Genomic DNA, 14220 nt, shown 5'->3' with positions numbered 1-14220 from the left:
AACGCTAACCGTGGCCGGCTGGCGCTGCAAACCCCCGAAGGAAGAAAATATGTTTTTCAACGATGCTGCGACACCTGACAAAATCATCGCCGGCCGTAAAGCGCGCCGCGCAGCCGGTTTGCTCAGGTGTTACTGCCGGTGCTAAGAACGTCGAGGGCTAGGCGCCGCGCCGAAGACAGTACGTACAGTACGGCGAGGCGCGGCAACAACGTGCTGGACGTTTTTAGTAGCTCCAGCGGACGGACAGGCCGACAACCTTGTCATAGCGCCGCACATCGCGCACATACTCGGGCGTGTCGTGGTAGTCGCGGTAGGTCGAGTCGAGCAGGTTGTTCGCGTCCAGCGTTACCGTGGTGTTCGGGTTGAGCTTGTACGAGACCGACGCGTCCAGGGTTTTCGTCGGCGCAACGGTCAGGTGGATGCCCTTGCCGCGGTAGTTGTAGTCGTCGACGTACTTGTCGCGCCAGCTGTAGGCCAGGCGCGCCGACCACGGTCCCTGTTCGTACAGGCCGACGATATTGGCCGACCACTTCGACATGCCCGTGAACGGGTGCGCGCTGCCATTGAGTTCTTCCAGTTCGCCCGTCATGTAGGTGGCGTTGGCCTGCAAGCCCAGGCCGCTCATCCAGCCGGGCAGCTTGTCGTAGAACTGCTGGTAAGCCATTTCCAGACCTTGCAGGTGGCCCTTCGAGGTGTTGCGCGGGCGGGTAATGTCGTACTCGATGCCGCCGTACGTTTCCTTGGCCGAACCGGACAGGATGTAGTTTTTGAAATTGTGGCGGAAGACGGTGGCCGTGACGGAACCCGTCTGGGCGAAATACCATTCCAGCGCCACGTCCAGGTTCTTGCCTTCCACGGGTTTGAGGTCGGGATTGCCGCCGCTGCCAGTCGGGCGCACCATTTCCAGGCTCTGGCCCAGGGTCACGCCGGGGTTAAAGTCGGCGAAGTTCGGGCGCTGCACGGCCTTGCCGGCCGTCAGGCGGGCGATCAGGTCCTGGCGCAGCATGGCTTTCAGGGTCAGGCTGGGCAGCACGTCCGTATCCGACGTCTTCACGCGCACCGGCGTGACGATGCCGTCTTGCGCGGAATTGCCTTGCAAGTCCTGCTTGGTCTGCACCACGCGCACGCCCAAGGTGCCGTCGACCGGCACTTGCGCCAGATCAAAGCCGATGCGCGCCTTGCCGTAGACGGCATTGGTTTTCTCCACGTCCTTGTAGTGGGTCATCGGATCGTCCGGGCTGCGCTCGCTGCTGCCCGTAAACAGCTGGCGCAGCACGGCTGTGTTGTTGAGCATGAAGTCGCGGCAGGGCGTGAGCCAGCTTTGCAGGCCGAAGTTGCCCGTGTTCTTGTGCGAGGCGCAGGCCAGGCCGGGAATCGCGTCCGCAGTCATGGGCGACGCCAGGCCGCCTTGCACGTTCTTTTCGCGTATGGCTTCCGCCTTGCGCCTGGCCAGGCGCACGCCGCCCGAAAATTCGCGGAAAAAGCCCGTGCTGTCCATGTCGTAGCTGACGTCGCCGCGCCAGTCGGTGGAGCTGCCTTCGTCGTGGCTGTGGTTATCGTAGAAGCCGAGCAGCGTGTAGTTCTTCGGGTCCAGCATGTTGTAGCCGGGGTAGCTGATCTGCGCGCCGCCGTTGACGTTCGTGCTGCCGATCACGCTGGTCGGGTGGGCGAGAAAGTCGAGGATGGGAAATTCGCGCTCGAAGTTGCTCACCGTGCGCGCCAGTTCCGTCGTCGCGCGCAGCTGCGGCGTGATGTCCCAGCGCGCGCCGATGGCGCCTTGCGAGCCGATCGAGCGGTCGCGCCGCGCCTGGGTCGAGCCGAGGGTGAACGGCGACCACGGGCCGTCGATCTTGCCCACCGTGGCCGCCTGGCTGGTGCCGGGGATCAGGGTGATGTCGGGATTTTGCCCCCAGGGCAGCGAACCGACGAAGAACTGACTGTCGAACGCATGCTTGATCAGGGTCGACATGCCTTCCGCATACACTTCCACCTGCGAGTTCGGACGCCACTGGAAGGCGGCATTCGCCGCGTAGCGCTTGCGGTCGCCCACGGTCGGGATCATGCCGACGGAATCGGGGCCCGTGATGTTGCCCGCTTCGGGGCGCTTGACGGGTTCGGCGTTCCAGATCGTCTCGTCATAGTATCTGCCGCGCTGGTAGGACAGGCCGAGCAGGGCGCCGAATTCGCCGTATGGGGTCTTCCAGCGGTTCGAGACCATGCCGCTGACGTTCGGGTCCGTCGAGCCGGCCTTGTCGCGGTGTTCGGCGCGCACATTGCCCGATGCCGTAAAGCCCTTGAAGTCGAACGGGCGGTTGGTACGCACGTCGACCACGCCGGCCGTGCCGCCTTCGACCATGTCGGCGCCCTGCGATTTGTACACGTCCACGCGCTGCAGCATGGCCGTCGGAATGTCGGCCAGGTACAGGCTGCGGCCCACCGAGGTGAACATCTCGCGGCCGTTGAGCAGGGTCACCACGCCGGGCAAGCCGCGGATGATGACGGTGCCCGCTTCGCCGCCTTCGCGGCGGACCTGCACGCCCGTCACGCGGCCGAGGATTTCGGCCACGTTCTTGTCGGGGAATTTGCCGATTTCATCGGCGACGATGGAGTCGACCACCTGGTCGCTGTTTTTCTTGATCGTCTGCGCGCTTTGCGCGGCGCGGCGCACGCCCGTGACGGCGACGACGGCGATGCCGCTGTCGGCCGGAGTTGCTGCCGGCGCCGTTTCTTCCACCGGTGTTTTCGCGGCGGGCGCCTGTTGCGCCCAGACGGAAGCTCCGCTCAGTAGCCCTGCGCCGGCCAGCGCGGCCGCCGTGGCTTTCAAGGTCAGCCGTGTATTGTGTCGGGACGTGCGGGTGCCCGTTGCCATCGATTGCTTCATCTTGTCTCCACCTGTATTTTAGTTATGTTGAGAACGCTGCGGCAGTTGCCGCCGGAGCTGAAACTTGCTCAAGAAATATGGTAGGGGGTATGACTTTGCCCCACAAATGAGTTCTTTTGCGCTGTCCATATCAATTCCGGTATCCCTGCCGAATTCATGCGCGCTGGAGGCAGGCGCAGGCAAGCCTTGCCGCTGCGGACGCGTGGCAAAAGGGGCGACAGGTGGAGACAAATTGCGTTGTGTCTTGCGGCGGTGCCGCTGTTCGCTGCCGAAATGGGCGCCGTTGCGCTGACCATGCAGGGGCGAAAAAAAAGGCGGCCCGCAGGCCGCCCTTGTGCGCAGTTGGCGCGCTTATGCTTCGGCGACGCGCTTGGCGATGTGCGCCAGCGCTTCTTCCACCTGGTCGATCAGGATCAGGCACAGATCGCCTTCGTTCAAACGCGCCAGGGCCTTGTCGATGGCGACGAATTCGCCGTTGATTTCATCGATATGGCTGGTGCGCTTGGCGCCGTCCAGGCCCTGGCGCAGCAAGGCCACGACTTCACCGTCGGCGCGGCCGCGCTGGCACTGGTCCTGGTACAGCAGCACGTCGTCGAAGGCGGCGCCGAGGATTTCCGTCTGCTGGCGGATATCTTCGTCACGGCGGTCGCCGGCGCCGCTGATGACCACCGAGCGGCGCTTGGCCGGCATGCTTTCGACGGCCTGCACCAGCGCCAGGATGGCGTCCGGATTGTGGCCGTAGTCGGCGATCAGCGTGGCGCCCTTGTAATCGAAGACGTTGAAGCGGCCCGGCGCATTGTCGGCTTCATTGGCAAAGGTTTTCAGGCCCAGTGCAATGGTTTTCCAGTCCAGGCCCACGGCCCAGGCGGCGGCCAGCGAGGCCATGACGTTGTCGACCTGGAAGCCGATGGCGCCGTTGCGCGTGATGGGCACTTGCGACAGGGCGATTTCGTGGCGCTCCTTGCCCTGCGCCGCCACCAGCTTGCCGTCTTCCACGTACACCACGCGGTTGCCCTGCGCGCGGTGCGTGGCCATCACGGGATGCGTCTTGTCGGCGGCGAAGAAGGTCACCGTGCCGCTGCAATTCTTGGCCATGCGGGCCACGGCCGGGTCGGTGGCGTTCAGCACGGCCACGCCGCTGTCGGCCACGTTCTGCACGATCACGCGCTTCAATACCGCCAGGTCTTCCACGGTGGTGATGTAGTTCAGGCCCAGGTGGTCGCCCGCGCCGATATTCGTCACCACGGCGACCTGGCAGCGGTCGAAGGCCAGGCCTTCGCGCAGCATGCCGCCGCGCGCCGTTTCGAACACGGCCGCGTCCACGTCCGGGTGCAGCAGCACGTTGCGCGCGCTGCGCGGGCCGCTGCAGTCGCCGCTGTCGATCTGGCGTCCTTCGATGTACACGCCATCCGTGTTCGTCATGCCCGTGCGCAGGCCGGAAGCCGTCAGCAGGTGGGCGATCAGGCGCACGGTGGTGGTCTTGCCGTTGGTGCCCGTGACGGCGACGACGGGGATGCGGCCATCGTCGCCTTCGGCGAACATGGCGGCGATGATGGCTTCGCCCACGGGGCGCGGCTTGCCGAACGAGGGCGCCAGGTGCATGCGCAGGCCCGGCGCGGCGTTGACTTCGACGATGCCGGCGTTCTGCTCTTCCAGCGGTTTCAGGATGCTGTCGGACACCACGTCCACGCCGCAGATGTCCAGGCCCACCATGTGCGCGGCCGCGACGGCGCGCGCCGCCACTTCCGGATGCACGTCGACGGTGACGTCGGTGGCCGAGCCGCCCGTCGACAGGTTGGCGTTATTGCGCAAGATCACGCGCTGGCCCACGGGCGGCACGGATTCGGCCACATAGCCCTGCTTGGCCAGGCTGGCCAGGGCGATGTCGTCGAAGCGGATTTTCGTCAGCGAGGTGGCGTGGCCGCTGCCGCGGCGCGGGTCCAGGTTGACCTGGTCGACCAGTTCGCGCACCGTGTGCTGGCCGTCGCCCACCACTTGCGGCGGGTCGCGGCGGGCCGCCGCCACCATCTTGTTGCCGATGACGAGCAAGCGGAAATCGTGGCCCGGCAGATAGCGCTCGACGAGGATGTCGTCGCGGAATTCCTGCGCCGCGATGAAGCCGGCCGTCAGCTGTTCGCGCGTGGTGACATTGACGGTGACGCCCTTGCCCTGGTTGCCATCCTTTGGTTTCACGACGACGGGCAGGCCGATCTCGCAGGCGGCGGCCCAGGCATCGTCCACGTCGATGGCGACACGGCCTTGCGGCACGGGCACGCCGGCCGAGTCCAACAACTTCTTGGTCAGTTCCTTGTCTTGCGCGATGGCTTCGGCGATGGCGCTGGTGCCGTCCATTTCGGCGGCCTGGATCTTGCGCTGCTTGCTGCCCCAGCCGAACGTCACCAGGCTGCCTTCGGTCAGGCGGCGGAACGGGATGTTGCGGGCCACGGCGGCGTTGACGATGGCGCCCGTCGAAGGGCCCAGGCGCACGTCCTCATCGAGTTCCTGCAACTGGTGCAGGGCGCCGGCCAGGTCGAACGGCGCGTCGTCGAGCGCGGCGCGGCACAGCTGCTGCGCCAGTTCCAGGGCCAGGCGGCCTACGGCTTCTTCCGAGTATTCGACGACGACCTGGAAGATGCCCGTTTCCAGGGTCGGCGTGGTGCGGCTGAAGGTGACGGGGCAGCCGGCTTGCGCCTGCAGGCCCAGCGCCGCCAGTTCCAGCACCTGCGCCATCGGCGCGGCGTTGTAATTGCCCAGCGGTTGCAGCGGGCTCAGTTGCGGAAAGAGTGCGCGCAGGCGGGCTTCGAAGCCGGGCAGCTGGGCGATGTCGAGTTCCTGCGTGGTGCAGGAAACGATGGCTTCCACGGCGGTGTCGTGGCTCCAGAGGTTAGGGCCCCGCAAGGCCCGTACGCGAGATACTTCCATAATTAAACCGTAATCCTGTTGTGTTCTTGTGGGCCCGGCCGTAGCCGGGCTTCTACGTCAAATTAAACCGTAGCGAGCGGATGGGAGGCTCGGCGCCCCCGTTGGCCCGAGAAGCGGAGCTGTGCGGATGCACAGTGAGCATCGGAGGCCGCAAATCGCGACGCGCAGTCGGTTTGGTTTGACGTTTCTGGTTTTTCAATTCCCGATGCAGCCGGGGGCCGCGTCGAAGGTGCGCAAGCCGGCGCAAATCAGGTCGACGGGCAGGTTCAGGGCCCAAGCGGCGGCCGCGACGGCCAGCACGCTGTCGACATTGCCGGCCGTGGCCGGTTTCAGCAGGTCCAGGCACAGCAGGACCGTTTCGATGCCGCCTTCGGCCAGCACGATGTGGTTGCCGCGCACAAACACGGCGCGCTGGCCGGCGGCCAGCTGTGCCGCGAGGGCCGGCAGGCTGCCATCCTGCGCATACAGGGTCACCGTGCCGTCGCACAGTTCGGCCAGTTCCAGCACGTGGGCGTTGGCGGCGTTGAGCACGGCCACGCCGGTCGGCACGACCACGTCGACCTGGCTGCGCACGGCCTTGTACAGGCCCGCCTCGTCCAGCACGTCGAAATCCTTGACGCTATCGAGGCTGCCCATGTCCGTGACGATGCCGACCTGGCACTTGTCGTAGGCCAGGCCTTCGGCCAGGATCATGCGCGGATTGCTCTCGAACAGGGCCGTCTGCACGGTGCGGTTGAGCAGCAGGCGCTGGCCCGCGTCCCAGTTCACGCAATCGTTGCTGACGACGCGGCGCTGGTCCAGGTACATGCCTTCGCTGCAGACGGCGCCCGTGTGCAGGCCCGACAGGTTGAGCAGCTTGCACAGCATGCGCACGATCAGGCTGGCGCCGCGCGTGCCCGTCACGCCGATCAGCGGAATGCGGCCCGTTTCTTCGGCAGCGAACAGGTGGTCGACGATGGCCGCGCCGACAGGGCGGGGCTGGCCCACGCCCGGCTTGATGTGCGCCAGCAGGCCGGGGCTGGCATTGACTTCGATGATGGCGCCGCGCTGTTCTTCCAGCGGACGCGTGATGTCGGTGGTGACCAGGTCGATGCCGGCGATATCGAGGCCCACGACCCTGGCGGCCAGCAGGGCCGCATGCACGACGGACGGGTGCACGTCGTCGGTGACGTCGATAGCCACGTTGCCGTTCGGCTGGATCAGCACTTTCTGGCCCGATTGCGGCACGGACAGGGCGGTCATGCCCTGGCGCTGCAGTTCTAGCACGATTTCGCCCGATTCGTGCGGCTTGACGGTGCCCAGCGGGAAATCTTCGCCTTCGCCGCGGCGCGGATCGGTATTGATCTGCGTGTTGACCAGTTCCAGCACGGTGGACACGCCGTCGCCGTCGACCCACAGGGATTCGCCCTTGGCGGCCGCGATCAGCTTGTTGCCGACGACGAGCAGACGGTGCTCGTCGCCCGTGATGAAGCTTTCCACCAGCACGGCCGAACTGTCGCCCTTGCGCGCGGCCAGTTCATAGGCTGCCTTGACGTCGCTTTCTGTCATCAGGTTCAGCGACACGCCGCGGCCGTGGTTGCCGTCATACGGCTTGACGACGACGGGCACGCCGATGTCCTGCGCTTCTTCCCAGGCCGCTTCGGCGCTGCGCACCAGGCTGCCTTCGGGCACGCGCACGCCGCACGATTTGAGCAGGAATTTGGTGAGATCCTTGTCGCTGGCGATGCCTTCGGCGATCGCGCTGGTGCGGTCCGTTTCGGCCGTCCAGATGCGGCGCTGCGCGGCGCCATGGCCCAGCTGCACCAGGTTGCCGTCGTTCAGGCGCAGCGAAGGGATGCGGCGCTCGGTGGCGGCATCGACGATGCTGGCCGTGCTCGGGCCCAGGCAGCGCGAGTCGACCATGTCGCGCAGCGGCGCCAGCGCCGCTTCCAGGTCGTAGGCTTCGTCGTTGATGGCGGCCATCAGCAGTTCGCGCGCGGCGGCCAGGGCGGCGCGGCCCACGTGCTCTTCGCGCGTGCGGAAGGCCATCTTGTAGACGCCGCGCTGGCTGGTCGAGCGCGTCTGGCCGAAGCCCGTGCGCATGCCGGCCAGGTTTTGCAGTTCCAGCACCACGTGCTCGAGGATGTGGGCCGACCACGTGCCTTCGCGCAGGCGCTCGAAAAAGCCGCCCCGTTCGCCCACGCCGCAGCGGTGTTCGATCATGCCGGGCAGCCACGCCACCAGGCGCTCGTACAGGCCGGGCAGGGTATTGGATGGATAGTCTTCCAGTTCGCCGATATCGACCCAGGCTTCAATCACCGGGCGGTAAGTCCAGATGTTGGGGCCGCGCAAGTGGGTGACGCGGACAAATTCGATGTTCTTCTTCTTGATCATGTAAGTGGTTTCTTGATAACAAGCCAGGCGTCTGGGCGCCAGATACTTTATGTTGGCTCTACAGAGTCTTTTCAGGCTCGTGCTTGGTTCTTTATCCCGGGTATGCGCAGTGTGCCACTTTTAGCGGTCTCTTGTCGCGTTTGCTTCTCGTATTCTGCTGGTGTTGTCATTCTAATTGTTACTAATTGTTGCCTTACTTGTTATAAAGATACCGACTCCGGACCAAGCTGGAGCATTTGCGCAACAGCGAGCTGTTGTATACTTGCCCATGTACTGGGACCGCGTTGCAAAAGCGCCGCGCCCGCCTGGCACTTCCTGCGATGGCCGCGCATTTTTTTGCTCCGTTTTGCCATCCATTCCTTACCGGCAGGCATCCATTCGATACAATACAGGAAATTGCCACTGGTGCCTCCACCTCGCCATCGCGCAGTACACAAACATTGATCGGGCGTCTGCCCCATCCCCCAAATCCCGCCCTGAAGGGCTTGGCCTCGAGCCGGAGTATGCTTTACGATGACAACTGAACTGAGTGTTCCTGCAACAACTATTCCTCTTACCTCGCTGCCGGAACACTGGCTGGCGGAAGTGGAAAGCAAGCTTTCTCCAGGGGAGAACGTTTTAAGTAGCGTTGAGGTTGACCTCGATACGCGATTACGTTTCACAAAAGGCATAATTGTTGTCACCGAGAAGCGTTTACTGGCCCGTTCACCGGGCGATACCGCCTGGAAAAGTTGGTCTTTCCGCCACGGACTGCGCCTGACGCACCACGACCATGCCGGTGTCGGCCACCTGGAACTGTTCGACGACCACGGCCGCCTGGCCTCGTGGCGCTTTACCCTGGGACAGAATTTACATGCGATCCGCGTGCTGGAGCAGTTCGTCGAGCGCCTCGACAGCCACCTGACGGGCCAGCCCGTGCTGGAAGCAGAGCAGGAAGTGTGCCCCAGCTGCAAGGCGCCTCTGGAGCCGGAACAGGAAGAATGCCCGATCTGCGCCAAGGTGCTGCACACGCCGCCGTCCACCTGGACCCTGTTCCGCCTGTGGCGTTTTGCCCACCCTTACCGTGGCCAGCTGGCGCTGGGCTTCCTGCTGATGCTGCTGAGCACCGCTGCGCACATGATTCCGCCCTACCTGACGGCGCCGCTGATGGACAATGTGCTGATCCCGTATCAGAACGGCAAGCATATCGACCCGTGGCTGGTGGTGTACTACATGAGCGGCTTGCTCGGTTCGGCCCTGCTGGCCTGGCTGCTGGGCTGGGGCAAGACCTATGTGCTGGCCCTGGTGTCCGAACGCATGGGCGCCGATTTGCGCTCGGCCACGTATGAACACCTGATGAAGCTGTCGCTGGAATTTTTCGGCGGCAAGCGCACGGGCGACCTGATGGCGCGCATCGGCAGCGGCAGCGACCGCATCTGCGTCTTCCTCTCGCTGCACTTGCTCGATTTCGCCTCCGACGTGTTGATGATTATCATGACGGGCGTCATTTTGTGGTCGATGAACCCGTGGCTGGCCATCATGACCCTGGCGCCGCTGCCCTTCATCGCCTGGATGATCCACCTGGTGCGCGACCGTCTGCGCACGGGCTTTGAAAAGATCGACCGCGTGTGGAGCGAAGTGACCAACGTGCTGGCCGATACCATTCCCGGCATCCGCGTGGTCAAGGCGTTTGCGCAGGAAAAGCGCGAAGCGGCCCGCTTCCGCGACGCCAACGCGCACAACCTGGCCGTCAACGACAAGTTGAACAAGGTCTGGTCGCTGTTTTCGCCGACGGTCTCCTTCCTGACGGAGATGGGTTTGCTGGTCATCTGGTGCTTCGGCATCTGGCAACTGTCGCGCGGCGAAATCACCGTCGGCGTGCTGACCGCCTTCATCGCCTACAGCACGCGCTTCTATGGCCGCCTCGACTCGATGAGCCGCATCGTCTCCGTGACGCAGAAATCGGCGTCCGCCGCCAAGCGCATCTTCGACATCCTCGACCATGTGTCGAGCGTGCCGGAACCGGCGCAACCGGTCAAACTGGACAAGATCGAAGGCCGCATCGACCTGCGCGAAGTCGGTTTCCGCTATGGCAACCGGGCCGTCAACCGCGGCATCACCCTGAACATCAAGGCGGGCGAGATGATCGGCCTGGTGGGCCACAGCGGTTCGGGCAAGAGCACGCTGGTCAACCTGATCTGCCGCTTCTACGACGTGTCGGAAGGGGCGATTTTGCTCGACGGCGTAGACATCCGCTCGTTCGCTGTCTCTGACTACCGCCGCAACATCGGCCTGGTGCTGCAGGAGCCGTTCCTGTTCTTCGGCACCATCGCGGAGAATATCGCCTACGGCAAGCCGCACGCGACGCGCCAGGAGATCATCGCCGCCGCGCGCGCTGCGCATGCCCACGAATTCATCCTGCGCCTGCCGCAGGGCTACGATTCGATGGTGGGCGAGCGCGGACAGGGCCTGTCCGGCGGCGAACGCCAGCGCATCTCGATCGCCCGCGCCCTGCTGATCGACCCGCGCATCCTCATCATGGATGAAGCGACATCGTCGGTGGACTCGGAAACGGAAAAAGAAATCCAGAAGGCGCTGGACAACCTGGTGCAGGGCCGCACGACGATCGCCATCGCCCACCGCCTGTCGACATTGCACCGGGCCGACCGCCTGGTGGTGCTGGACCGGGGCCAGGTCGTCGAAGTGGGCAGCCACGATGAACTGATGGCGAAAGAGGGCGCCTATTTCCGCCTCTATGAAGCACAGGCGCGCAACAATGAGCTCGCCCTGGATGACAAGGAATAAGCATGGCCAGTACAACTTTTACATTAAGCCGCGACCCCTTCGGCAAGCTGGTGATGACGGACGCGGACGGCCAGGTTTTTGAGGGCGTGGCGCCCGTGCGCGCCTTTCCCATCCAGTCGCCGGATGAAGGCATTTCGCTGGTGCTGGGCGACGGCAAGGAAGTGGCGTGGATCGACCGCCTCGACGCCTTGCCGGAGCCGACGCGCGGCCTGCTGCAGGAAGAGCTGGAAGGGCGCGAATTCATGCCCGAGATCGCGCGCGTGAAAAGCGTCTCCAGTTTCGCCACGCCGTGCACCTGGTACGTCGACACGGACCGGGGCGAGACGCAATTCGTGCTGAAAGGCGAGGAAGACATCCGCCGCATCGGCGCCACGTCGCTCTTGATCGCCGACAACCACGGCATCCACTTTTTGATACGCGACATGTTCAATATCGACAAGACGACGCGCAAGATACTCGACCGCTTCCTGTAAGCGTTGGAGTTACCTGAAAACCGCTGCCTGCAGCGGTTTTTTTTCGTCTGCCGGGCATGAAAAAAGCCGCACAGGCGTGCGGCTTTCGAGGGCAACGCCGGCAACCGTTTCAGACTGCCGGATAATGCGCTACATTACATGAATTTGTAGCCTGCGCCGATGTAGAAGTAACGGCCGCGCACGTTGTACAGCTGGGCAAAGCCCAGGGTGCCGTACTGGTTGGTGGCACCCGTCGCGCTAAACGGCGGCATCTTGTCGAACAGGTTCTTGATGCCGGCCGTGAAGGTCAGGTTTTGCATCGCCACGTACTGGCCCGTCAGATCCACTTCCGTGTGCGAAGGAATCGTGCGGGTGCCCGGCTTGACTTCGTCGCGTCGCAAGGGCGAGTCGATCATGTCGCCCGTCGTGCGGATGACCAGGGTGCCGGACATATTGTCCTTTTCCAGGCTGGCGGTGAACGTGTTGCGGTACTTCGGATTCATGAACATCTTCATCGTGCTTTGTTCTGGATCCGTCGCCGTGTCCTGGGTGTCCATGCGGGTGTAGATGGTAGACGCATTGCGGATCGTGAATTTGCCGAACATCGTTTGCGGCGAGATGTAACGCAGGTCCGTATCGAAACCGCGCACTTCGGTGGTAGCCAGGTTCTGGTTGTTCAGCAGGATGCGCGCATCGCCATTCTTGATTTCGACGTTGCCCAGCTCGATCGCCTTGGTTTCCGTCAGGGTGCCGATCTCATTCTTTTTGTTAATCTTGAAGAAGTCGATGCTGGCTGTGAACGAGTTCACTGGCGAGAACACCACGCCCAGGTTGTAGGTCTTGCCCGTTTCAGGTTTCAAGTCCTTGTTGGAGCCGGAGACCTGGTAGTAGGCAAAGTTTTTGCAATTGCCGGCAATCGATGGGAAGGCTTTACAGATATCCGCATCGCTGGTCGTGTAGGCGCCCGCATCGACGCCGCCGTACATCTGTTTCAGCGATGGCGCCAGGTAGCTGCCCGCATACGAACCGCGGAACATCAGGTTGTTCAGGGGCTGGTAGCGCAAGGCCAGTTTCGGGCTGGTCTTGCTGCCGACATTCGAGATGTCGTCATAGCGCAGGGCGACCTGCGCTTCGACGTTTTTCAGGAATGGAATCGACAGTTCGCCGAAGATGCCCTTGGAATTGCGGTCCGCCTTGACGGCCGCTTGCTGGATGCTGCCGAAGACCACGCCATCAATCTGGTTCTGGTCGGGTTGGTCGCTCAGCGTTTCCTTGTTGTACGACACGCCAACGGCGTAAGCCATCGCGCCGCCTGCCAGGTCCATGATCGGCGCCGATGCCTTGGCGTTGAAGAAGGTCAGTTCCGACTTGCCGGCGCGCGTAGGCGTCAGGCGAATCTTGTCGACGGCTGCCTGCGGATTGTCGGTGCGGGTCGGATTGATCGTACCATTGGCGATCGCTTCGTTGAACAGGTCGTAATGTGCGTAGTTCGAATCGCGGTTGGTGGCCTTGCTCACGCCCTTGCCGATGGCGACATCCCAGTCGATGCCGCGCGTCGTGCCTTCCAGACCCGTCGAGAACTGGGTCATCGTGCCCTTGCGGTTGGTCTGGCGCGGACCCATCTGCATGAAGCGGCCGGCGACGGTCTGGTTGCCGACCTTGAAGTTGCCAGGCGCTGGCTGGGACGAAAAGTCGTCCTTGCTTTCGGAATAGGTAAATTCCGCAAACGCGCGGATGCTGTCGCTGATTTTCAGGCTGCCGATCAGCATGCCGCTGGCGCGGTCGGCGCCGTTGGTGGAGGTCAGCAAGGTCTTGTTGACGTCAAAACGGCAGCCTTCGGGGCTTACATCGCCCGCTGGGCAAGGCACCAGGGTGCCGCCGCCGACGATATTGCCGCTAGGATGATAGCCGCTGCGGCCATCCGGGCCGCCAAAGCGGCGGAAGTCTGCCGAACTGGTCAGGTCGCGGTCCTTGCGGTAGATCGGGTCGCGCTTGAAGATGTCGACTGTGGCCAGCACGTTGAAGCCCTGGGTGTCATAGTCGCCATAGCCGTACACGAGGTTGGCCGTCTTTTCCTTGGCGTCCGAGCGCGAGCTTTGGCCGTAGCTGGTTTTCGCTTCCAGGCCCTGGTAGTTCTTTTTGGTGATGAAGTTCATCACGCCGGCGACTGCATCGGCGCCATAAATGGCGGAGCCTCCGTCTTTCAGGATTTCAATGCGTTCCAGCGCGCTCAGCGGGATGGCGTTGACGTCGACCGCTGCGCCCGCCCCCGAACCGTCAGCCAGCGCATTGGTCGGCAGGCGGCGGCCGTTCAACAGGATCAGCACGTTGCGTTCGCTCAGGCCGCGCATCTTGATGTTGGTGGTGCCGGAACCGGAAGGGGAGCTGGCGCTCAGTTCGCCCTGGTCATTGATGTCGATGGAGGCCAGGTTGCGCACCAGTTCGGCGACGCTGGTGGCGCCAGTGCGCTCGATATCTTTCTTGCTGTAAATCTCCACCGGTGCGGCTGTCTCGGCATCCACGCGTTTGATGGCGGAACCCGTCACGACCACGCGCTGCAATTTCTCGTCAGCCTTGGCTTCCTGCGCTTGAGCCGCCTGGTGCATGAAGCCTGCGCTCATGACCAAAGTGCCGGCAAACATCATGCGCAAGGATTTGCTTAATTTCTTTTCAATCATTGTCCATCCTCCAACTAGGAAACTTAAGTTTCCTTAGGTTTTTATTTAGCTATTTGAAAGTATTTTCAAAATTACCATGTTTATAAATTTAGCAGCTTAAATTTACAATTCATCAGACCATTTTTCGCCT

Annotated in this window: 6 protein-coding genes; 2 read left to right on the top strand and 4 right to left on the bottom strand. The window is 63.2% G+C overall.

Translation table 11 applies throughout. The features are described from left to right. Window positions 1-223: 223 nt before the first annotated feature. From AC07VI_RS00940 to AC07VI_RS00930, 3 genes are all read right to left on the bottom strand, one after another. Complete coding sequence (locus AC07VI_RS00940) at window positions 224-2881, bottom strand: TonB-dependent receptor (protein WP_492995372.1); 2658 nt, start codon at window positions 2879-2881, stop codon at window positions 224-226. A 351-nt stretch (window positions 2882-3232) separates the two neighbouring features. After that, on the bottom strand, window positions 3233-5803 hold the full coding sequence (gene cphA, locus AC07VI_RS00935) for a cyanophycin synthetase (RefSeq protein WP_492995370.1): 2571 nt from the start codon (window positions 5801-5803) through the stop codon (window positions 3233-3235). A 195-nt stretch (window positions 5804-5998) separates the two neighbouring features. Next, on the bottom strand, window positions 5999-8176 hold the full coding sequence (locus tag AC07VI_RS00930; RefSeq protein WP_099420576.1) for a cyanophycin synthetase: 2178 nt from the start codon (window positions 8174-8176) through the stop codon (window positions 5999-6001). A gap of 513 nt (window positions 8177-8689) precedes the next feature. Between AC07VI_RS00930 and AC07VI_RS00925 the strand changes: the two genes are divergently transcribed. Together AC07VI_RS00925 and AC07VI_RS00920 are read left to right on the top strand one after the other, a co-directional pair. After that, window positions 8690-10960 carry a cyanophycin metabolism-associated ABC transporter gene (locus tag AC07VI_RS00925; protein WP_099375043.1) on the top strand — a complete coding sequence of 757 codons (2271 nt, stop codon included), beginning with the start codon at window positions 8690-8692 and terminating at the stop codon, window positions 10958-10960. A 2-nt stretch (window positions 10961-10962) separates the two neighbouring features. Continuing rightward, on the top strand, window positions 10963-11433 hold the full coding sequence (locus tag AC07VI_RS00920) for a cyanophycin metabolism-associated DUF1854 family protein (protein WP_086144069.1): 471 nt from the start codon (window positions 10963-10965) through the stop codon (window positions 11431-11433). 134 nt (window positions 11434-11567) lie between these two features. Here AC07VI_RS00920 and AC07VI_RS00915 read toward each other — a convergent pair whose 3' ends face one another. Next, window positions 11568-14090, bottom strand: coding sequence for a TonB-dependent receptor (locus AC07VI_RS00915; RefSeq protein WP_086144070.1), 2523 nt, complete (start codon window positions 14088-14090; stop codon window positions 11568-11570). Between the last annotated feature and the right edge of the window lie 130 nt (window positions 14091-14220).

This window comes from Janthinobacterium sp. GW821-FHT03A03, from assembly GCF_059421435.1.
This window is presented reverse-complemented; position numbering and strand designations above follow the sequence as displayed.